Raw genomic sequence first — 22606 nt, 5'->3', positions numbered from 1 at the left:
CCCGCCATTCTCATGGCGGGCGGCTTACTTAAGGCAACAATCCTCGTGCAACAGCGCGATTGGTTTTATCGGCGTCTTCAGACTCTACTGAAAATACGATTTTGTTGTTGGTTATGACTGATGCTTTGTAGGAGATGATTTTCGCCTCCTTATAAGCAACCCAGCCAGCGCCGTTGCCATAGTCCTTGTCATGAACCCCGTTATAAAAGAAACGCGAAACCACGTAATGGGCATCTACGCGTTTATCTGAATCTAACAGTCCAGTAGTCAGGAAGCTTCCGTCGGGTAAGAAATCTGCATTGAACCAATATGAATTGGATGAATTAATGGTGGTGAATACAGGTTGTCCATTATTGAATTGAATATTGCTGGAGCCGTCTGCTTCTCTGCTGATTAATAAGCCAGAACCAGTGACGGCAGCGTTGCTATCAATTCTAATGCCGACACACAGGGTGCGGTTGTTAGGTTGTTTTACGATGTTATGAAGTGAGAAGTGCTGGCCTGGTTGCTCAGGCTGCAACAGCAGGAATCCTCCCTGCTGATAGCCCGTGTCCAGCCTGCCTTCGTTGGTATGTTTTACAAGAACAATGGCATCAGGAGTGTCTTGGTAACCAACCCTGACTTGGCCTCCACTAATGTAGTTGCCAGCATCATCAATACTTAGGTTGCTAAGCACCAGGAAGGGGTATTTTTCATGGCTGACACGGACAAAACCGACATCATTGAATGTTTGGTCGAGCGCCCCTCGGAGGGTAACGCGGATGATAAAGCTTTCAATGGCGTCGAAGGTACCGGTGTCATGCACCAGTAAAATGTAATTGTTCGTTATCAGCAAAGTATCCGGAATTGAAGAAGTGAGTTGACTCGGTTGTCGGAAATCAACGTGTGTGGAGTCAGTGAGCTTAAAACATTCTTGATTGTAAGCCGTTTTTTCAAGCAGGCTCTCACTGTCGTTCGGAGCGTGGAAAATGAATTTTCCGTTTTCTCCAAACTCATCATCAATTGTGCCGTTTGGAAGAAAGCAAACGACAGCCTTGTCCTTGACTAATTCGCCGCCTCCATAATGAAATAGGGTCCCGGATACCAGGATTCTTCCATCTGCAAAAGCAATTTGCTCGGCGCTAAAGCGTGAAATGTCAGATCCATGGAAATAGTCATAGAACCAACCATTTTTTCCAAAGCTAGTGTCGATAGAACCGTTTTCATCGAGGCGGATCAACGTGTGAAGGCTTCGGGATAATCTCGTAAATACGAGTCCCGCGATGTAAGTCTTGCCATCAGGTCCTTTGCGAATTACACGAGTAACATAGTCCGGATAATCGGGAGTTGGCGACTGAAGTTGGACTAAACCGTTATTGCCAAAACTCGGGTCGAATTCACCTGATCGTTTAGGCGGAAGTGGCTGTTCTGAGGTCATGGCTCTTTCCTTGGTGTGATGGACGAACTCTTTCATACTGGTATTAAGCTGTTCTGCGGAACGGAGCATAGCGTTGCTGTTATATGAGGCGCGGGAAGGCTGAATCGGACAACTGTCAGAGTTGACAGTTTTTTATATTTTTTTGAAATAACAAAATTCGATAAATGCGGGTTTGTACAAGCGGCTGCCGAAAAAGTTAGAGTATAAAAAAGGACCGGTCCTTCAAATGGGTCGGGCTTTTTTCGTTAAGCGAATCTACCCAATCACCCCGCAAGCGATGTAGGGTTTATCATTGATATCTCCTAGAAACAGTTATTTTCCGACCATGAAAAATGCCGGCGTTCGAACGGGATGTCGAATAGCGGATTCCCACTCTTTTCCAAATACTCCCGCGTCGGTAAGCCGCACTACGACAACAGGTGCCGGTGGTGTGCTTCCAATACTGCACAACCAGGGTTTCCACAATGGTGTAATCAAATTAGGGGTGGGCAATACTGGCAATGCCTGTGCCATTTAATCCGTTATCAAGACTGCTGTCAGAGTTAAGCCGAATAACTTTGTGTAAATTTTCCCGGCATCGCAGAGCGTGGGAACGATCACCATCAGCGGAGTCAGCGAAGGTTAAGCGTTGTAACGCAAAATTAATGCTTCCGGTCTTTGGGTGAAAGCTGATACCACTATTTTTCCGTCGTCCTGTAACGTCATGCCGGTAGCCTCTTGAGCACCTTCCCCTACGTGAGTACGTACCCAGCCTTTTCCGCCAAATGCGGGATCAAATCCTTTATCGTTAAACCGCGCCACAACAATATCGAATTCATATTTGGCTGACGCGGCTGCACCTACTACCACGATTTTTCCGTCCGTTTGAATGGCTCCGCCGGTCCATGCCGTTAAAGATTCTTCTATTGACGTGTACAAGGGCAATCCCCCGTTGAATCGGGTATCAGGCGTGCCATCGGGCTTAATGCTCATCAGCATGGCTCTCATGTCTGTCTTTACGGTGTTACCAATTCCCAAAATACGGTTATCGGATTGTAGAGCCATCAGGGCAACACGTAGTCCGTCACCGTCACGTGGGGCTTGGAGGGCAAACCCACCGTCTCCAAATGACTTGTCAAGCTTACCTTCGTTGTCGAAGCGTACGAACATCGCGCAATGAGGTTTGTCTCTATCCCATACCGCACCGCACCCCAGGTACATGCCATCTGGCTGCACCATGATGTTCATCAGTTGCGTGTTTGTTAACAAATACTGGGGGTGGATTACAGTGATATAACCAATTTGGTTGAAGGTGAGGTCGAGTGATCCATTTTCGCAGAGTCGGACAATCAGACCCATTGATGGCCCGAAGCCAAATGCATAGTGTTTGGATATAAGTATTTTGCCATCGGGCAGGATTTCCACACCGTAGGGGCTGGAATTACTGTTGTCGTTGGACTGAGGCTCATCTGGGTAAACTGCATTGGCTGGTGGTTGCAGGTCAATATCATGAACGCAAGTGCCATCATCACCGAAGCTTCTATCCAGTGTCCCATTAGTTTCAAATCGAGCGAGGGCAGGTGCATTTAGAAACTCACTGCTGGAGGCGTAGCCATAAACCAGGATTTTTCCGTCGCTTAGAATGACCAAAGACGTTATGGTCGACTCATGCCCTTGGAAACTGCCTGTGATCACGCCATTGTTGCCGGCATCGCCAAACGTATTGTCAAAGGAACCGTCCGAGTTCAATCGACCCAGAAAGTAAAATTGTCCTTCGGGGGCACCGAAGTACATGCCTGCGAAATAGATTTTTCGATCAGGCCCGGCACCCACGCTGTGAATGCTTTCAATCCTGACGAGCAAAGCTCCTGGGATGTTAATCGAAACGATGCCTCCATCTCCGAACACTCCGTCAAGCGAGCCTGCCTCAGCGATATTTTGAATCCTCATTTCCCGAACTCCATTTTGTGGGGGAGGCCGGCTGCCGCAGATCGGAGGATGAGAGCGCGCGCCTCACTCCAAAATGGTGGCGATAGCTGGCCGAGGCCTGATTGGAGCGCGTCAATGCCCGGCTCGTCTACTGTCAGACTTGACAGTAGACGAGCCGGGATTCTTCGATCTGCCGTTGTTCAGACGAAAAAAAACCGCCATTCACATGGCGGTTTTTTGTTTTCAGCGGCCCGGTACTCAGACCATCTTGTCGCCAACGTGCAGGATTTTCATCCCGTTGGTGCCGCCTATGGTGTGGTAGCTGTCGCCCTTGGTCAGGATGACCCAGTCACCTTTCTCCACGACGCCGCGTTTGAGCAACTCGTCGATCGCGGCCTGGCTGACTTGCTCAGGCGGCAGCGATGCCGGGTCGAATGGCACGGTGTAGACGCCACGGAACATGGCCGCGCGGGCCTGGGTTTCGCGGTGTGGGGAGAACGCGTAGATCGGCACCGAGGAACGGATGCGCGACATGATCAACGGCGTGTAGCCACTTTCGGTCAGGGCGATGATCGCTTTCACGCCCGGGAAGTGGTTGGCGGTGTACATGGCGGCCAGGGCGATGCTCTGGTCGCAGCTTTCGAAGACCTTGCCGATGCGGTGGCTGGAGGTCTTGCTGGTCGGGTGCTTTTCAGCGCCGACGCAGATGCGTGCCATCGCTTGCACGGCTTCCAGCGGGTACAGACCGGCAGCACTTTCCGCTGAGAGCATCACGGCGTCTGTGTAGTCGAGCACGGCGTTGGCCACGTCGGACACTTCGGCGCGGGTCGGCATCGGGTTCTGGATCATCGACTCCATCATCTGGGTCGCCACGATCACAGCCTTGTTGTGGCGGCGTGCGTGCAGAATGATTTTCTTCTGGATGCCCACCAGCTCGGCGTCGCCGATTTCCACACCCAAATCACCACGGGCCACCATGACAGCGTCGGAAGCCTGGATCAGCGCATCGAGGGTTTCGTCATCGGCCACGGCTTCGGCGCGTTCGATCTTCGCCACCAGCCAGGCGGTGCCGCCGGCTTCGTCGCGCAGTTGACGGGCGTATTCCATGTCGGCGGCGTCACGCGGGAAGGACACCGCGAGGTAGTCGACTTCCATTTCGGCGGCGAGCTTGATGTCGGCCTTGTCTTTCTCGGTCAGGGCCGGAGCTGTCAGGCCACCGCCGCGACGGTTGATACCTTTATGGTCGGACAGCGGGCCGCCGATCAACACGGTGCAGTTCAGTTCGGTGGCGGTGGCGGTATCGACGCGCATCACCACACGGCCGTCGTCGAGCAACAGCTCGTCGCCCACACCGCAGTCCTTGACCAGGTCCGGGTAGTCGATGCCGACCACCTGCTGGTTGCCTTCGGTCAGAGGATGGCTAGTGGAGAAGGTGAATTGATCACCGATCTTCAGCTCGATCTTCTTGTTGGCGAATTTGGCGATACGGATTTTCGGGCCTTGCAAGTCACCCAGCAGGGCCACGAAACGACCATGCTTGGCCGCGAGGTCACGCACCAGCTTCGCGCGAGCCTTGTGCTCGTCGGGGGTGCCGTGGGAGAAGTTCAGGCGGGCGACGTCCAGGCCAGCCAGAATCAGCTGTTCGAGAACTTCCGGCGAGTTACTGGCCGGGCCAAGGGTAGCGACGATTTTGGTACGACGGACGGACATGCAAAGACTCCTGAGTTCAAGCGCTGAGTGAGGCTACTATGGTCCGAAGTTGTAGTCATTGTTCATATGCACTACTTATTCGTTTATATCTTTAACCGAACATTCCTGAAGATTTCTGCTCACGGGTCGATACAGAGCTCAAGACAGGAGAACCCCCATGCGATTCGTGCCCATTGCCGCCCTTGCCCTCAGCGTCCTCAGTGTGACGGGCTGCGCCCGTTGGTCGATGAACCATCATTTGAATAACGCCTACAGCGCCTACGATCGCGGCAATTGCGAGCAGGTGATGCTCGAATTGTCGAAAGTCGAACGCTCCAGCCGTGCGCGGCCTTATGTGTGGCCGGAAGTGTCGATGATGCGCGGCCAGTGCCTGGAACGGCAGAAGCTGTTCATCGATGCGGCGCAGACTTATCAGTTCATCATGGCGTCCTACCCGCAAAGCGAATACGCCTACCGCGCCCGCGCGCGCCTGGAAACCTTGCAGAGCCTGGGCCATTACCCGACTCGCAGCGCCGCAGCAGCGGTGCGCCCGACGCAGTTTTGATGACTGTTGTCATGCAAAGGCTGGCCGCCCGACGGTGGTGAGCTATAGTCGAATAGATCGGTTTTAGAGCCATGTCTCTAGACCGAGGTCATACCTGTCACCGGCAGCTGTAAGCGTCAGCGGATTCGTGGACTGACGCACCGGGAACGGGGAGAGCGCGCCAGGCTTTTCGACAAGAGCAAAAACAGGCACGTTCCGAAGCATTAGTGCGGCCCTGCTTAAGGGCCTTGCTGGGCCAACTGCGCATGTTTACCGACCGCCGGATCGAGCGGCATCAATTGCCGTATTTTCTGAAAGTGTTCAACAGCGTCACCGACAAACCCATCGGCTTTCTGGGCAATGTGTCCGCCGACGGGCTGATGCTCATCAGCCAGTTGCCCATGATGGTGGGCGTCGACTTTGACCTGCGATTGAAAATCCCCGCCAGCGACGGTTGCCAGCAGGTCATTGACCTGACGGCGTGCTGTTTGTGGTGCCACGAAGACGAAACCCCCCACCATTACGACGCCGGGTTCAGCCTGCAACGGGCACCGCTGGAGTATGGGCAATTGGTGGAGGCGTTGACGCAGTACTTCAGTTTTCAGCCGATGCCTGCATCTGCCTGAAGTTCATTGGCGTTTTCACCATCGCCATCGCGGGCAAGCCCGCTCCCACAGTGTCTGGCGTCGTTCACAAAATGTGTGTTCGACGCCGATCCCTGTGGGAGCGGGCTTGCCCGCGATGACGTCAGCAAAGACGACTGATAGTTAAGCTTCGGTCACCTTGATCGCCTTCTCGTTATCCAGCGACCGCTCCACCAGCATCAACCCCAACTCACTCATCCGGTAAATCGCCATCGCCAGATGCCGCGGCTTGTCGTCCAGGCTGTCTGCCAGGTCGAGCAGCAACGTGCTGACCGTGGAAAAGGTTTCGTAGGTCTCGATGTTTAGCGCTTCGGGGTTGGCATCGGCGACGACGGTGAACATTTTCATGGCACGTTCCTGGGAAGAGCGAAGGGTATCGACGTCGGGTTTGAGGTAGTGGTCCAGCGCCTTGTCGGCGGCGGCGTGGAGCTTTCTTGAATCGAGGGTGGCGTAGGGGGAAACCGGGTCGGTTTCGGGGGGATTCGGTGTTGCTTTGAACATGATCGATCTCCGTTATGGAGCTACCACCGTCTCGCGACTAAACGAGGGGTGGCGGCTGGACGCAGGTTAGTCGACCGGCGGAGATACGAATTCCGGCGCGCCCGAGGGCGCCCTGCGAACAGCCACCATCAAGTGCGGGGATAGGGAGTACCCGACTAGATAACGCTTATACACATGTATCGAACCGCCGGGCGACTAAACCCGATCGCTGATTGGCAGCGACGTGGATCAAGTTACGGGGCAAGGCCAAGGCGCACAAGCCGGCGGATTCTGGCGGATGTGTAGTCCGTTGCGCAAGGACGTGTAGTCACTTGGAGAAAGCCCGAAAAATCGGGACGACGCTCATTTTGATGACCGTGCCGTTCATCGGAACTGTCAGATTTTACAGGTAGGCAATGTCCAGGATCTCGGCGTAGAAATCAGGGCAAGGTTTGCAACAGAACAGGGAAGGGCAGCAATCATGGCGCAAGATAATGATGAGAAAACTGAGGTTGTCCACTTCTCTGAGTCTGGAGTTTTATGGTCGATGCCGTACATAACTGACGTCACTCTTACCTATGTCAGTGGTGGCGCAACGGTAACCATCACGAGAGGAGGGCATGCCAATTGTTTTGTCAGAATTGTGGAGGCGCATGAACAAAGTTATAACAGTCCTGAAGGGAAAATGGGCAGTTCTGGACACTTCACGCTAATCACCGGAGTGTTGCCGCCAGGAGAGTATGGTTTATATGTTTTTTTGTGGAATGGCAGCGATGGATGGTGGATGGCCAGCAAGATGGTACTGGTCGATATTAGATCAATGAAGGTGGCGCCAGGCCAATTGGATGAAACTCCAGATAATGTCGTGGTCGAAGCATTGCTCACTTCGGGTCCCACGGCTATCGCACAAGTTCCAGTGGAATATGGGGAGGTCAATCAGATTGGAGCGCCATCTTTTCATGTGGCGCAAGGGATTAGAATTGAGGGTAGGCAGAGTTTTACGGTGAGCGCCAATGCTGGTTTCAATGTCAAAATTCTTGATGCCAAAACGCACGCGTCGCTGTCCGCAGAAACAAAAACAGATGGCAGTGGGTGGGCCACATTGACGCTCACTAATGGACTGGCAGGCGGGGTGCATGAACTCGTTATCTGGAGTTGGACCCATGGTGATTGGTATGTGCCGAGTAAAGTTCTGCGCGTTGTGGTGCTGTCCAGGCCTGTTATTTTGACCAAGAGCATCACCTATCTCACTGCGCCAATAGAAGGGAGTAATGGTACTCCCGGTGCAACGATTGATTTGCATCAAGCCGACGTAGGAACTTATTTTGGCAGTGGCATTGTTCGCGCGGATGGCCGTTGGTCAGTCACTCCCCAAGGTTTATATGCAGGCGATATCTCGATTACCTGCCACCAGGCGTTTAAATCAAGAAAATTTGTCAGCGAGACTTACTCGGTTTGGGCAGAGTCCGCCCCGCTGCAGGTAATCATCGCTCCGAAGTTTAAATATCCTAGTGAGAATGATCGGGTTTATCGCGGGAAAATTACAGTTGAGGGAACAGGCAGAAAGTCTTATTCAAAAGTTGTAATTATGTCAGATGGGGGCGGTATTTATTTTGGAACGGCAGAGTCGGATTTTTATGGGAACTGGAGCAAAGAGATTGATTTAAGTGGACTCAATCTGGGGGGGTTCAAACTCGCCGTTCGTTATGATCCAGGGATCCACTGGGATGGAGTCACCTTTGAGCTGATAGGCATTGTTATCGACCAACCCGCTAACGGGGTGACAGTCGATCCAGACGCGGGTGTGTCCGGTCATGGAGGCGAGCCAAACTCAATTATCGAGGTGGTCGCGGATCTGAATCATACCTTTAAAATCGGTGAAGGTCGGGTGTCACAAGATGGGCGCTGGACGATGACCACCCGTGTCAATCCCATGCCTCCTGGCTCATTTACCATTGTGGCCAAAACGGCTAACGGTCAGCCCAATAGCATCAGTGGGCCACGGTCATTCAAAGTTCGCCCCCCCGCATTAATTAATGTCGGCGTCGAGAGTCCATCCGACACCACGGTTACGTTTTCAGGCGCGGGCCACACCGGCGCTACGGTCCAATTCACCTTGGTCAGCGGCCCGGGCGGAACGGCCCCGCCCTCTGTAGCGGTGAAACCCGATGGCCAGTGGGAAACGACGGCAACGGGCTGGACGATGGGCGTCTACACACTGAGGGTGATTCAGAAAGTCTCCGACAATGCCAATGGCTGGGTTGAGTCGCACCCGTATACGTTTACCCTCGACAGGAAACTGGAAAATCCAAGCAACGTGAAATACACGTTGGACTACCAGCCGACCTTTTCAGGCGCAGGCCACACCGGCGCTACGATCAGGATTGCCAACCCCGGCGGCGGCTCCACGGCCGCCCCCGATGCGCTGGTCGCCAACAGCCAATGGTCGAGCAAGGCTTCGGAGGTGTGGGGCCCGACGCTCAATCGCGAAGTGCATATCCGGCAATTTCTGAATGGTCAGTGGTCGCCGACCTGGCTCGAGCTGAATGTCAGCATCCCACCGTTGGCCCCGGAAATCAGCCCGGTAGAGGTGGAGGGGGTCTTCGTTGTCGTTTCGGGTACCTGCTGGCCGAATGCGGTGGTCGAGCTCACGTTCAGCGACAGCGGCACGACATTCCCTGCCCAGGTGACTCAGGCAAGCTGGAGCTTTCGACGCTCGACACCCTTTGAACCGGACATCACCCATACCGTCACGGTGACCCAGACCGCCGCCGGGCAGAAATCGCCAGCCGCCTCCGAAACGTTCCTGATCGAAGCGCTCATCCCTCAACCGGTCATCACCGAGCCCGTCCCCAGCGCAGTAGTCGACCGCGACATCACTGTCCGGGGGGAGGACGGTCTGAAAGGGGCCACGATGCAACTGCGCGATGCCCGATTCGGTGGAGCGCTGGGTGAACCCAACGTGCTGGCGGACGATGGTCGATGGTCGATCGACCTCACGGCCCTCGAATTTCGTGAGTACACCATCGACGCTCAACAGACGTTCGACGGACGGGAATCGTTGCGCAGTGAGACGCGCACGTTTGAAGTCGTGGTCGTGCCGCCAGTCATTACGGTGCCGGAAGCAGACCAGCATCTGCCGCGAACCTCGATGCTGGAAGGGCGGGCCACGCCAGGCGCCACGGTCGATGTCTGGCAGGAGGGCGTCCCTGAGCCTCTACTCAATAACGTTGCGGTGGGCGCCGATGGCCGTTGGTACGCCGAGGTGACCTTACCGGTGGGGCGTAAAACCATTCGGGCTCGGCAGACGTTCGAAGGGCGGCCGTCAAAAGACAGCCAGCCATTGAGCTACAACGTCGTGCCGGCGGCACCGAATATCGAAACCCCGGCAACCGACGAACACATCGGTCGGCGGACGGTGGTTTCGGGCTTCGGCGTGCCGGGGGATACGGTAACGGTGAAGCTGGTCAACCCGGCGCTGACGGTGTTGGGACAAAGTCCGGTGCTGGAAGATCGCACGTGGTCGGTGTCGGTGGAATTCGATCAGCCCGGTGGCCGTTACGGTGTGGTGGCCGTGGCTTCGAGCGACGGCTTCGATTCCGCCGATTCCCCCGCGCGACCGGTGGTGTTGGCGACGTATTTGCCCACCATCGAGTTGCCGGCAGCGGGGAGCTGGGTCAGTCACCCGGTCGGGTTCAAAGGCCAGGGCGCGCAGGGTGTAGGGGAGGTTGTGAGCTGGTTTAACCCCGACCACAAATGGGCCGTCAATATTCCCGTCGCGGGGGGGTGGCAGGGCATGGCCATGCAACAACTACCCCTTGGCGGCCAATGGTGCCGGTTCAAGCAAACCATCACGGACAGCGCGCAGGTCGCTTCCGACTGGGTCGAGAGCGAGCGCTTCGAAGTCGTGCCTGCGACGTCAAGCGGATCTGAACACAAAAGTTCCGATGGACGGCCGTAAAGACTGTCATTTATGACAGTAGACGAAGGCTGTGCATCAGCGCCAAATTCATTTCACCAACCGTACCGCCTGATGGGTTCGTCAGGCTGTTACGGGCTGCCATCGACTCAAGGAACCATGACCCATGGCTGACTCTCCCAATCTCCCCGCCTTGCAAATGCTCGATCAGGTGTTTGATGAAGAACAGCGCGCACGCTGCCCCGAGCTGCGTCAATATTTTGAAGAGGGTGGTTCCATCTTTCCTTTGGTGGAGAAGGGGCTTGACCGTCTGGTCAGGGGCTACGGGGTCACCCCGGACGTCGCGCGGCAGTTTATGCGCCGGGCCAACAGCATGGCCACCTATGTGCGTCGCCAATATATCGAGCACTTGCTGACGGGCAGTGAAAAGGCCGCGTCAGGGCCATCAAGCGGATTGTTGTCGTTCGTCCCGGGACCCACCTATGAGTGGTTGTTCAACACTCCCTTTGACTCGCTTTGTCCACCGGATGCCCTGGAGTCGAATGCATCGGCGGTAGCGTATCTGATCGAATTGCTGCGCTGGATCCGCGACCGTATCGAAGTCCATGGCGTGAAGGCGGAAAAATACCCTCTGCATGATCGACGCACCGACCTGAAGGCGTTGTCTGTTGACTTCAACGCGGTGCACAAATCGGTGTCCGCGGTCGACATCATCGTTTCGGTGCTGGAAACCTTCATCACCCACCATGAGCCGAAGACGACGCTTGAAGATGCGTTGATTGAGGCGCGCTACCCGAACGGGCTGCCTTATTACCAGCATTGGGTCACCCTGGATGCCATAGCGCAGCACCATGGTCTGTCGGTGGCCAATTTTGCACACATCGTTGACTTGGATTACCCCTATTTTCTGCGAACCGGGGCCTGGGATGCCGATGCCGGACGCGCGCTGGCCCATGCGTCGCGGCTGGGGCCTTATCAGCGCAAGCTATTGACGGAGCCGAGTCCGGCAGAGGCAGGGCGGGACGCTTTTTACTTGGCTAATTTCGGTGCCGGAGGACTGGAGTGGCAGAACCTGAATCAGGTGCCGTTCTTCGGTGAGCGGACAGTACTCGACACGCCGGGAGTCGAGGCGTTGCTATCCATTCGCAGTTTCTTGCCTGTGCGCTCAGCCAATGTGACCTACCTTCCGGCTACGCCTGTAGGCTCGGAAAGTGAACGTTCCGGTTCGGTTTACCTCAATGCACGTACATCGCCGGCTGTCAGTATTACGGGTACCGGAAGCGGTTCTGGTTACCTTCATCGATTGTCAGAGAGCCCCGCAACCAAAGCGGGGCTTGCCCGATACGACCGAATGAACCGCAAGGTGCGTCTGGACAAGTGGCTGGGACTGCCCAGCGACCAGGTTGATGCCTTGCTGGCTGCTGCCATCAGGGCTGAGGTGCGCGGCGGTGCGACTGAAGGAGAGTGGTGGATTTCGGACAACGTCGTGCATGCATTGGGGCTTTTCCAATCATTACGCGAGCGCTACGGCTGTACTGCGCAGGACTTCGCGGTGTTTATCGATGAGCTGTCGATCTACGGTCGCGGGGAGGCGCTGTCGCAATTCGACCAGGTGTTCAATAGCCAGGGCAGTTATCGCCAACCCTTGAAGCTCGATAACCTGCCGTTCCCATTGATGCCGGCAGCGGGGGCGACTGATTTGACGGTCAGCCAACTGTGCAGCGGGCTGGGTATCGATCTGCAAACCTACGCTTACGTCGCGTTGGCGATCGCTCAGGCGCAAGAGCCTGTAGAAACAACCAAACTCAACCGCAGCGCGGCGATCGTTTCAAGTTTTTACCGTCTGGTGAAGCTGGCGCGCATGCTGGACATCACTCCGGTAGAAGGCGTGTTGATGTTGACGCTGCTGGGTGGGGCGGACTGGGTCAATGGCCTGGCTGGGCGCCCTCGAATCAATAAAACCGCAAGCGCCACGCCGGATGCGCTTAACCTGATCTACGCCCTGCATTCCTGCGTGGGCTGGTGCCGGGATCGTGATCTGCCGGTGCTGTGGATGCTGCAGCAGGTGTCTGAACCGCGCGCCGGTGTCGCCTCGGAACCTGAATTGCAACTGTTCGAGCAAGTCAGCAACTTGCTGCCGGCGGCACTGTTTAGCAATGCCGGGTTGTTGATGGCCGGGGTGCCGCCACTGCCGGGAGCCGATTGGCTCGGTCTGCTGGGGAGCCTGGCCGATGCGCAGGGTCTGGTGTTGGCACCGACCGGGACAGAGTCTGACTACCCGACCTTTGCTCGACTGAGAATTGGACAAGCCGTCAAGGATGGCCTGGGTGACATGGATGACGCATTGCGCGTGGCCATTGTTGAAAATATGTTCGACGTACTCATGCAGGCCCGGGAAGCTCAGGTGTCGGTGGCCAAGGAATGCCTGGCGGTGTACGCCGGTGTCGACGCAGAACAAGCCATACGGGTGCTTGCCTGGGCCAATGCGACGATTTATTCACTGCTGCGTCAGGTATGGGACCGGACCGACGCCGGGTCAGAAGAACCGGGGCGCCGGCGCATCGAAGGGGTTGATCCGTTGCTCACGTTGCTGGCCGATGTGCGCCGTCGCAGTGCGGTGGTGACCCAACTGAACCTGAGTGCCGTCCTGCTGCAGGACTACCTGGATTACGGTCACAAAGCCTGGATCGATCAGGATGACAAACACCTGTTTACGGTGACAACGCTCTACTACCTCACTGCGCTCACCCGGGCGTTTGAGCTGAGCGAGCAACCGGCGCAAAAACTGCTCGACTACCTGCGCGAGGTCAACGCCCTGCCGACGATAAATGGTGATGCGTTGGCCCTGGCCCAGCAGGCTTCATCCATCAAGCTGGCCGAGTTTTTTGGCTGGAGCGTTCAGGAAGTGCGCGAGTGTGTCAGTCGTATCGATCCGACACACAAGGTGCTGAAGAACCTGACACAGCTGGACCTGTTGATGCGTATCCGCGTGATGTCGGCACACAGCGGTATGGACGCCTTGACGATTTTCCTGATCGGCAATGTGCCTGAGTCCGTTGAAACGCCGGCTGCAAAACAGGCTTATGCCATGGCCGCCGAGCGCGCCTTGCTGAGCCTGTCCGAAACGCAAGAACCTCTTGTTCAAGCCTCCAGCGATCTGAAGCAACTCGTCGACATCCAATGCGTAGTAGATGGCAGCGCGTCTGTGGTGGCCAATAAACCGGGTGAAAAAATCACATTCAAGGTGACGCTCAAGGACGCGGCAGGCGCCGCACTGAAGGGGGTCAACGTTTACTGGCACACCACGCTGGGCAGCATTGCCACACAAGCGACCGGGATAGATGGAACGCTCCTCGCTGAGTTTTTCCCGGGCAAAAAGATGGGCACGGAAACGCCGCTGTTCTGGCTGGATCTGTTCGACGCGGAGCAAGCCCCCAGCATCGAAGTCGGGGTCGACAGCGAAACCCTCAGCTTCCCGCTGCCCCTCATGTCCCCGATCCCGTCAGGCCCCGTGAAACCCGGTCACGAAGTCGAACTCTTCGCTGTGATGATGGACGATTTTAATAATCTTGGAATAGACAAGCTTGTGCGGTGGGCTTTTGAACATATGGATGGACCGGAGGGCGCGACAGTTGTTATCCGGCCCGCTCAGGCGTTCACCGATAAGGGCGGGCTCACGCGAGTGTTTGTCCACAGCCCTACCGGCGGCAAGTTCCGCATCTCAGTCTTGAGTGAGGGCAGTGAGAGTGAGAGCGATTTCGACCCCATTGTTTTCGAAAGCGACGAATACCCAGCGTAACGGTATCGCTTGCTGATGTGTGTCCCCGATTAGCCAAGGAGAAAGGATCATGGCATCGACTGTCACCGGTCACCTGCTGGAAAAGCGTCGCGCTGCGTTGATGGATTACTCCATCGGGCAAGTCAACAAAACAGGAGAGAAGCCTTACGCCTTTGTGAAAACACCGGAAGACCTCTTCGAATTGCTGCGCATGGACCCACTGGACAGCTACCCGGTGCAGAACTCCTGGGTCGCTGAAGCGATCAGTTGCGCGCAGCAGTACATTCATGCGGTGTATAAAAAACTGGAACCCGGTTACGCAAAGCACCCGTTCAGCAAGCCAGATCTGGAGACCTGGGAGCTCTACAGTAATTACCCGGACTGGGCGGCGCTGCAATTCATCTCGTACTACCCGGAAAACTTCATCAACCCTTTTGTGCGCCTGCGCAAGACCAGTCTGTTCAAAAACCTCGAAAACGACCTGAACCAGAGCAGTCTGAACACCGACTCTGTTCAAAAGGCGCTGCAGAACTATCTGCACACGTTCGAGCAGACCTGCGACCTGGAAGTGCTCAGCGCCTATATGGGTGGCTACCGAGGGGATGCGTCGCGCTCGCCAACCCCCGCGTTGGCGGATTACTACTTTGTTGGCTGCTCGCGGACCGAGCCACGTCAGTACTTCTGGCGCAAGGCAGAAGTTGAACTCGGCACCACCGAAACCGCGATCAATCCGGCGGCATGGAGTGAATGGCAGCCGATTGAAATTCCCACCGATGAGAAGGTGCTGAATATCCGTCCGGTGTTCTGGAACGGGCGGTTGTGCGTGGTGTGGGCTGAGTGGCGCGAGGAGTCGGTCGATAAATCCGATGACGTTGTTTTACCTCACCAACTCAGCATCAAGCTGGCCTTCATGGCGCAAAACGGCCAGTGGTCGGCGCCGCTGAATCTGCATGCTTCGCCGCACGCTCGCGACGTCAGCGCGGGCGCACGGCTGATTGCGACGGTGTTGGTCACTGAGCAATACCCCAAGGGCAACCTGGGCGTGATGTTGATTAACGGCAAGACCGGAGAAGACGCCCTGAAAGTATCGGTGGTGCGTGATGTGCTGTTGCGTCCCGTGGCCGATGATGACGGCGGCTGGCTGGAGCAGGCGACGGTGCGATTTGCTACACCCTTGACGGTACAGCATGCGTTGGTCAGTCGACCGCCAATGGTTGTGACTGAAGATTATCCGGGCAGCATGATCGCTTATCTGGGGCTACGGGCCTTTGTGTTCCCTGTTGGTAACGAAGATGTGCTTCTCGTCCAGGGCTTTTGCAAGCAAACGCCGTGGTATAACTCAGGCAACACGGTTTTTCTGAAATTGGAGTTGAAAAACCCGTCCAGCGGAGATTCTGGACCGATTGAACAAGCATTTCCGATTGGGGGTGACTGGAGTACCGATTGGCTAACCTTTAGACGGGCGAGTGGCGGATGGAGTACGGCGCCTGTCTTTTCTTTTGGTGGTACTAATGAGTCTGGGTACGGGCGCAAAAACTTTACAATAACGATCGCCAACCTGCCGCACTTCCCCCCTCCGGAGCTGCTTAAAAACGCCCTCGATGCCGCGCAGTTTCTCAAGCTCAACCAGACGGAGCTGGCGCTGAAATACTGCCGCCTGAACTCGCTGTTCGGTCCCGAACTGGTACAACGTTCCAACATTTCCGTCGATGCCGTACTGGGCTGGGACACACAGTTCCTGTTGGAGCCACCTCCAACCTCTGTACCGTTCAATGAGCCGAACGGTGCATTCGACGGTGCCAACGGGTTGTTTTTCTGGGAGCTGTTTTTTCACCTGCCGCACCTGGTGGCCACACGCTTGCGTGATGAAAACCGTTTTACGCAAGCGCAGAACTGGCTGCGATACCTGTTTGATCCGCAAGCCATTGCGGATGAGCCCACGGTGCCGAATCCAAAACCGCTGTACTGGCGCTGCCGGCCATTGGCGACCCGCGGCAGCCCTGGCGCTGAAACCGTGAACTCGACCGATCCGGATGCCATCGGCTATGCAGCCCCACGGCACTTTCAGATTCTGGTGTTTACGGAGTACGTCAATAACCTCATGGCATGGGGCGACTGGTACTACCGTCAACTGACCCGGGACAGCCTGGTGGCGGCAAAGTTGTGCTACGTCCAGGCCAGGTTTCTGATGGGCAAGGCGCCTTTGGTGCGCACCGTGAGCAGTTGGGAAACAGCGACGGTCGGTACGCTTTTAGCTAGCAGCAGTTCGCGCCCGGCGCTGGAGCTGTTTGAGAAAGAGCTCAATGTCAGCCTGGCGGATTTTCCTGCCGCCTGCGATACCGCTCCACACATGGGGCTATTGGCGAACGGACCGTTCAAACCGCCGATCAACCAGCAGCTGCTTGATCTGTTTGCACGGCCCGACCAGCGTCTGTTCAACCTGCGCAACAACCTCACCATCGAGGGCACGCCGCTGTATGTCGAACTGTTCAGCCCGCCGACAGACCCCAATCAGCTGCTGCGCGATCTCGCCGACGGTGGCGTTGCCGGGCCGAGACCCATGGGGGGACGGCTGGTGGTGGGTGCTTTTCGTTGGCGCGTTACATTCGAGGCGGCATTACGTGCCGTGCAGACCTTGCAGGAATACGCCAATCAGGTGCTGAACTTGCTGGAACGACGGGATCGGGCGGATCAGGAGGCAATGCAGCAAGACCATTTGGTCAAACTGGGTGCCTATGCCGAGACCCTGCAACGACAGACCATTGACCAGTTGGTCGCGAATGTGGCCGCGCTGTCGAGCAGCCGGACGGTGGCACAGGAGCGGGCTCTGGCGTATTCGCGACTCTATGAGGAAAACGTGTCGGCGACTGAATACCAGGTGATGGATAACCTGCAACAGTCAAAAGTGCTGGGGCTGACCTCATCAGCCATTAAGCCCGTCGGTGCTGCTGTTGCAGCTTTGCCCAATATTTTTGGCGTGGCGAGTGGTGGATACCGCGTCGACGCACTGGTCGATGCGGTTTGCTATGGATTGGACATTGCCGCCTCGATGCTGCAAATCGATGCGGACAAACAAGCCACCACCGAAGCCTACCGCCGCCGCCGTGCCGAATGGGAGCTGCAGCGCAATCAGGCACAGGCAGAGGTTCGGGCAATCGACGATCAGATCACCGCGCAGGAACATGCGGTACTGGCGGCCCGTACCAGCCTGGAGCAAACCCTCAGAGCCAACAGTCAGGCGTTGGCGATTTACAACTTCCTCAAAAAACGTGCGACCAATGCCGAACTGTTCGGCTGGATGTTGGGACAGCTCAAAGCGTTGCATAAACAGGCTTACGATGCGGTGGTCAGCCTGTGCCTCAGCGCCCAGGACTCGCTCAGTGCCGAAACCGGCGATTACGAGTCGCGGGTTGCCTTGCCTCAGGTGTGGCTGGACAGCCGTCACGGCCTGACGGCAGGCGAGCACCTGCGTGGGCATTTACTGCGGATGGAACGCGAATACCTGCAACGCCATGAGCGGCGGCTGGAGCTGGTCAAAACCATTTCTTTGCGCCAGCTGTTTGAAGACACGATCGATCCGCAGATCGGAGTAAAGAGCTGGGAGTCTGCATTGGACCAGTTGCTCCTCAGCGGATCGCTGGAGTTCAAACTCACCCAATTGCTCTTCGATCAGGATCATCCGGGGCACTACTGCCGGCAGATCAGTCTGGTCGAGGTCGATCTGCCGGCGCTGACCGGTCCTTACCAGGATGCCAAGGCCACGTTGCTCCAGATCAGCGCCATGATCGCGACCAAGCCTACCGCCCAGTCAGTGAAGTACCTGCATAACCCTGACGGCGCTGTGGCCCCGGCCGATGTGCAAGTCAACCTGCGCAGTGGTCAGCAGATAGCCCTGTCGATGGGCATCGCCGATAACGGCATGGTCGCGATGAAGCCCGATGAAGGTTTGCTCAACCCTTTCGAAAATACCGGGGTGGTCTCTCGCTGGATGTTGAATTTCCCCTGGGCCGACAAAGAGCCGCAGCGCTCGATGCTGCTGTCTCTGACCGACATCATCGTGCGTATTCGTTACACCGCCAAAGTCGGCGAGCCGACCTTCACGCGCAAAGTGGAAGACATGGTGACCGTGGAAATAACCTCCCGGCAAAACAAACAGGACAAAGGGGAAGGTGACCATGCGTGAACCTGACATTCAGGCCGACGAGAATCTGGTTCTCAATGGGGATTTCACCAAGTGGCCCGAGCATTGGAAAAGAAAACCGGTCGGGGGTTGGCTCGGTACACAGCACGAATTCTACGAGGGCGAGTACACCCGTTTTCTGGCTGCCGGGCATGAGGCGTCGGTCAGTCAGGAGATCATCATTCCCAAAGACTACGACTCTGAAGTCGATGCGCACTATGTCCTGAGCTTCCTGTGCGAGACACGACATGCCGAAGCGGGATGGGTGCAGATCAGCATCAAGGGGTCGGAAGAAGTCCAGACGATCAGGCTTGAACCAGGCAATGCGCGTAATCAGGAGGAAGATCAGGCACGTCTGGCCAGCGGACAGCCGCTGGCGCTCTTCCCTCGAATGTATGAAGAAAAACTGGAGCTACCGTTAAAAAAAGATGACGTGATTACCCTTGGCATATTCAGCCCCAAGAATGAGCCTATGGATGTTAAGTCGCAGATTTGCATCTTCCGGATCAGACTCGCCTTGCAGTTGGGGCCTCTGAAGTTGGAAGAGCGGCTACTCGATGGCCAACCCTCGTCACTCAGCGGACCGTTGCACCTGTGCGTGAACGGCTCCCACACATTGAAGTTCGAACCCGAAGCCGACAACGTCTGGCAGGGCACCCATGCTTCGCTGGTCAGCGAAAACAACCCGGATGACGCGATTCTTGCGACGCCAGACTGGGGCGTCAATCAACCGCTTGAGCGTGAATGGCAGATCACTTGCCCGTGGATGGACATTGACGAACCCCACCTCCTTACATTGATCCTGCATAACAAGTACACCGCAGCCCCTTACCCGATCAGCGTCTCGCTCGGGCATCATCGATTGATGTTCCGTGAAGTGCTTGAGGCGGCTTATTACCCGGTGCTTGAATTCGGCCAAGGGGTACGGTTGGGAGTTCAGGTGACGTCGTTTTACACCTCGTTGCCGGTCACCGGAAGGCCAGTGACCTGGACGGTTGCCGGTCAGCCGATACTGGGTACCACCGATACCAACGAAGAAGGCTGGGCGTACTTTGATTTTTCGCCGACGCAAGCGGGTGACATCCAGATCGAAGCGTCGGTCGAGAGCCTGTACTACCGCAGCGGCGTCTTCACTCAAACGTTTGCAGTCCGGGTATTGGCCACGGATCCGTGGAAGGATGTATTGGCCGTTGTCGGGGGCGTTGAGTCGCTTTGGGAAGAAAAAACCGGCTATCCCAATCGGGGTTCTGATTATGCAGTGACGGTCAAACTGCCACTCATCAGCCCGTTGGTGGGGACAGACCTGGCATTGCATTGGAGCGGGGACTCCCATGATCAACTGGGCGTTGTCGTCAGCCCGGCGCTTGAAAGTCCAGTGCCGGTCACCGATGGCGAGGCGGTCTGGACGCTGACGAGCCAGGATCGTCTGGACGGTATGTTCGAGCTATCGCTGGTCTGCTCTAAATTGCTGCTGCCTTCGCCGAAAAAAACCATGTTGCTGGCGCGTAACCTGGTCAAGATCGGTGCGGTGCGTGAAGCCAACAAGATGCCAGAAATTGATGAAAACGAAAGTGTGTTGTTGCGGGTTCAGGTCGTGCACGACGTTAACGGCGGGCCAGGTGATCCGGTCGTTGGTGCACTGGTTGACTGGGTGGCTAAGCGGGAGTCTAGCGGGGCCGTTGAGGTAACGAACTCGACCCGTTCTGGAGCCGGTGGCTGGGCCAGTTTTCTGTTTACGCCAAAACAAGCCCTATCGTACATCGTCACTGCCAGCGTCCGCGCCCATCTGGACGCCGTTGCAGTTGAGCGGGACTTTAATGTGGTGGCGGTCGCGGCCAACCCCTGGAAGAGGGAGGTCAAGATCCTGCTTGACGAGGAGGAAGTTGATCGTGTCGAGATTGGACTGCTCTGTCGGCGGGGTCAGACCCATACCTTGAAGGTCGTGCCCATCGCTGGCAGTGGATGGGTTGGCGCAAATATCAGTTTGCATTGGCGAGGTGCTGCGCCGGATATCGGACTGGTGCCCGCTGACCTTGGGGTTACCAAAACGCTAGTGGCAGGCGGCGTGGAGTGGACGCTTGTTTCAGTGGCGGATACCAGCATCAGCAGCCTGTTCGATCTGGAGTTGCACCTGGAGGGTGAACGGATTGTTCGAGAGCTTTTTGGGCGATTGATTTCTGTGGACCCGAAAGAAGAATTGAGTCTCTTGCTCGATCAGGTGAAGGCTGCGCTTGACGGCCAGGCGCTCTATCCATGCCTGGGTGCACTGCACCGTTTCAACCTATTGCCCAATGCGCTGAGCCCGCTGGTGGGATTGAAGGCATCGCTGACATGGTCGGGAACACCAGCAGATGAACTGGGCGTAACCATCGAACCCGCCTCGGGTACTACGCAGCCCATCAGCGACGGGGACACGCACTGGGAATTGGACTGTACACGCAGCGTGCAAAAGGGGGAATTTGCCCTGACGCTGGCACTCCCCCAGCTCAATTTTGTCGCCACCGTGACGCCGATGACGCTGGCGCATAACAAAGTCAGGATTGAGGCGTGGCGAGAATCGGCCGTGGATCCGGTTGTCGGGCAAGAACCTGCCCGGCTGTGGGTTCAGGTGTTCTCCCGCTTTACCGGGCAGGCTGTGAGTGAGGTGCCGGTGACATGGATGGGCTCAAACGTGGTGTCTACCGATGAGGATGGCTGGTCCGGGTTTGCTTTTGCGCCGGAAAATGCTGATCCGGAGCATTCGGTGAAGGCAACGGTGGAGAGTCTGTACGACGGTTATCAAGAGCAACGGGACATGACGGTCCGTGCGCTGGCTGAGGACCCCTGGAAGGGGCTGAGGGTCAGTTTTGACAAACAGGCGTTTCAGGAGTGGGGCCAGAAAACCTGCTTCCCACGGCGCAAGGGTGAACACTCGATCGATTTGGAGGCTTCGGACAACAGCCCATTGTTTGGTCATGACTTGACGCTGGGTATGACAGGAACCGGACTTGGTGAATTGGGTATCAGCTTTTTATCGGCAGGGCTCGGGGTGCGACGACCGTTTTACAACGTGGGGTTGCAATACCTGTTCAAGGTGGGCGATCTGAAGGACGGTAGTTTCGCATTGCGCCTGTCGTCCGAGCGGCTGGCGAGCTTGTCGCCAGCGAACGCGATGTCCGTGGGTGAGGGCGCGCAGGTGCTGAAAATCAGCAGCAACAGCCGCGCTTCCCAGACATTGGACTGGGGACAGGAGTTTGTCGGACAGGTCACTGTGGTGTCGGTGATCAGTGGCAAGCCGATGGTGGGATGGGTCGTCACCTGGCGCAGCCCGGACCTTGGGGTTGTGATTTCAAAGACCAATTATTACGGTGTGGCAAAGATTCGTTTTGTTCCCACCACGCCGGGAACGGGTGAGCTGACAGCGACCGTGGGGGATGAGGCGAACTCGGTTTCCATAGCCTCGAAGTTTAAGTTGAATGAGCCTCGTACGATCAAAGACCTCGTCAATGTTGATCCACCGGGTGTTCCGGGACAAACGTTCTCCGTGAAGGCAACCGTCGTTTCCGCCATGACAGGAGAGCCCTTGCCCGATGTGTGGGTGAAGTGGCGCTTTGCGGGCATCACGATTGAGCCGAGCAAGACAAACTCCGATGGGGTCGCTATAGCAGAGTTCAAACTTCCGTTTGTACAGGGCTGGTTGGATGCCATCGTAGAGGGAGGAGTCGCTGGATGGGATGTGAAGACGCTGCTGATTGCGGTTGATGTGCTTCAGTTACGGCCACTCAATGCCCCCGGTGGTCAGGTCGTAGGGGTTGGAGATTTGACGCTCACATACGCGAACGTTGTTTCTTCAGTCAGTCAACGGCCGTTTGAAGGGGCAGAGGTAATTTGGCTTAAAGACGATATCGAGCAAGGTTTGCCGACGAAAACCAACGATCGCGGTGAAACTCATAAAAACTTTACCGCCAATGCAGCAGGTGAGATGAAAGTTGAGGCGCAACTACGCGATGCAGATGGCGTACCTTTTGATTCCCGACACCTGATTTTCACCGTCACGGAATCATAGAA

10 protein-coding genes are annotated in these 22606 nt (G+C 56.3%); 6 read left to right on the top strand and 4 right to left on the bottom strand.

Annotated elements, in window-relative coordinates; genetic code table 11:
• Nucleotides 1–28: 28 nt before the first annotated feature.
• The 3 genes from K0F88_RS14800 to pyk form a co-directional block, all read right to left on the bottom strand.
• On the bottom strand, nucleotides 29–1417 hold the full coding sequence (locus K0F88_RS14800; RefSeq protein ID WP_219095523.1) for a delta-60 repeat domain-containing protein: 1389 nt from the start codon (nucleotides 1415–1417) through the stop codon (nucleotides 29–31).
• Nucleotides 1418–2038: 621 nt separating this feature from the next.
• The gene (locus K0F88_RS14795; RefSeq protein WP_219095522.1) at nucleotides 2039–3346 is read right to left on the bottom strand and encodes a hypothetical protein; all 1308 of its coding nucleotides are present in this window, start codon (nucleotides 3344–3346) and stop codon (nucleotides 2039–2041) included.
• A 237-nt stretch (nucleotides 3347–3583) separates the two neighbouring features.
• Nucleotides 3584–5035, bottom strand: coding sequence for a pyruvate kinase (gene pyk / locus K0F88_RS14790; RefSeq protein ID WP_140667576.1), 1452 nt, complete (start codon nucleotides 5033–5035; stop codon nucleotides 3584–3586).
• Nucleotides 5036–5192: 157 nt separating this feature from the next.
• Here pyk and K0F88_RS14785 point away from each other — a divergent pair, with 157 nt between their 5' ends.
• Nucleotides 5193–5579, top strand: a complete 387-nt coding sequence (locus K0F88_RS14785) for a tol-pal system YbgF family protein (RefSeq protein WP_094470962.1) — start codon at nucleotides 5193–5195, stop codon at nucleotides 5577–5579.
• 245 nt (nucleotides 5580–5824) lie between these two features.
• Nucleotides 5825–6184 carry a PilZ domain-containing protein gene (locus K0F88_RS14780; protein WP_094470980.1) on the top strand — a complete coding sequence of 120 codons (360 nt, stop codon included), beginning with the start codon at nucleotides 5825–5827 and terminating at the stop codon, nucleotides 6182–6184.
• 141 nt (nucleotides 6185–6325) lie between these two features.
• Here the strand turns inward: K0F88_RS14780 and K0F88_RS14775 are convergent, their stop codons facing one another.
• Nucleotides 6326–6703: a DUF6124 family protein gene (locus K0F88_RS14775; protein ID WP_219095521.1), complete on the bottom strand. Its 378-nt coding sequence runs from the start codon at nucleotides 6701–6703 to the stop codon at nucleotides 6326–6328.
• A 460-nt stretch (nucleotides 6704–7163) separates the two neighbouring features.
• Between K0F88_RS14775 and K0F88_RS32415 the strand changes: the two genes are divergently transcribed.
• From K0F88_RS32415 to K0F88_RS14755, 4 genes are all read left to right on the top strand, one after another.
• Nucleotides 7164–10643: a hypothetical protein gene (locus tag K0F88_RS32415; protein ID WP_257605254.1), complete on the top strand. Its 3480-nt coding sequence runs from the start codon at nucleotides 7164–7166 to the stop codon at nucleotides 10641–10643.
• 124 nt (nucleotides 10644–10767) lie between these two features.
• Entirely contained in the window at nucleotides 10768–14400 is a 3633-nt protein-coding gene (locus tag K0F88_RS14765; RefSeq protein ID WP_219095520.1) for a Tc toxin subunit A, read from the top strand.
• Between the two features lie 49 nt (nucleotides 14401–14449).
• Nucleotides 14450–18562, top strand: coding sequence for a neuraminidase-like domain-containing protein (locus tag K0F88_RS14760; RefSeq protein ID WP_219095519.1), 4113 nt, complete (start codon nucleotides 14450–14452; stop codon nucleotides 18560–18562).
• On the top strand, nucleotides 18555–22604 hold the full coding sequence (locus K0F88_RS14755; protein WP_219095518.1) for a hypothetical protein: 4050 nt from the start codon (nucleotides 18555–18557) through the stop codon (nucleotides 22602–22604). The genes K0F88_RS14760 and K0F88_RS14755 overlap by 8 nt, the downstream gene beginning before the upstream one ends.
• Nucleotides 22605–22606 lie beyond the last annotated feature (2 nt).

Origin of the sequence: Pseudomonas sp. UMAB-40, from assembly GCF_900095275.1 — a bacterium.
Classification (GTDB): Bacteria; Pseudomonadota; Gammaproteobacteria; order Pseudomonadales; family Pseudomonadaceae; genus Aquipseudomonas; species Aquipseudomonas mandelii_B.
Note: the sequence above shows the minus strand (reverse complement) of the source record. Positions and strands in the feature narration are given on the sequence as shown.

Excerpts from the sequence above, each read along its gene's own strand:
- K0F88_RS14800 (WP_219095523.1), bottom strand. The coding sequence starts at position 1,417 with ATGACCTCAGAACAGCCACTTCCGCCTAAACGATCAGGTGAATTCGAC.
- K0F88_RS14795 (WP_219095522.1), bottom strand. The coding sequence starts at position 3,346 with ATGAGGATTCAAAATATCGCTGAGGCAGGCTCGCTTGACGGAGTGTTC.
- pyk (WP_140667576.1), bottom strand. The coding sequence starts at position 5,035 with ATGTCCGTCCGTCGTACCAAAATCGTCGCTACCCTTGGCCCGGCCAGT.
- K0F88_RS14785 (WP_094470962.1), top strand. The coding sequence starts at position 5,193 with ATGCGATTCGTGCCCATTGCCGCCCTTGCCCTCAGCGTCCTCAGTGTG.
- K0F88_RS14780 (WP_094470980.1), top strand. The coding sequence starts at position 5,825 with ATGTTTACCGACCGCCGGATCGAGCGGCATCAATTGCCGTATTTTCTG.
- K0F88_RS14775 (WP_219095521.1), bottom strand. The coding sequence starts at position 6,703 with ATGTTCAAAGCAACACCGAATCCCCCCGAAACCGACCCGGTTTCCCCC.
- K0F88_RS32415 (WP_257605254.1), top strand. The coding sequence starts at position 7,164 with ATGGCGCAAGATAATGATGAGAAAACTGAGGTTGTCCACTTCTCTGAG.
- K0F88_RS14765 (WP_219095520.1), top strand. The coding sequence starts at position 10,768 with ATGGCTGACTCTCCCAATCTCCCCGCCTTGCAAATGCTCGATCAGGTG.
- K0F88_RS14760 (WP_219095519.1), top strand. The coding sequence starts at position 14,450 with ATGGCATCGACTGTCACCGGTCACCTGCTGGAAAAGCGTCGCGCTGCG.
- K0F88_RS14755 (WP_219095518.1), top strand. The coding sequence starts at position 18,555 with ATGCGTGAACCTGACATTCAGGCCGACGAGAATCTGGTTCTCAATGGG.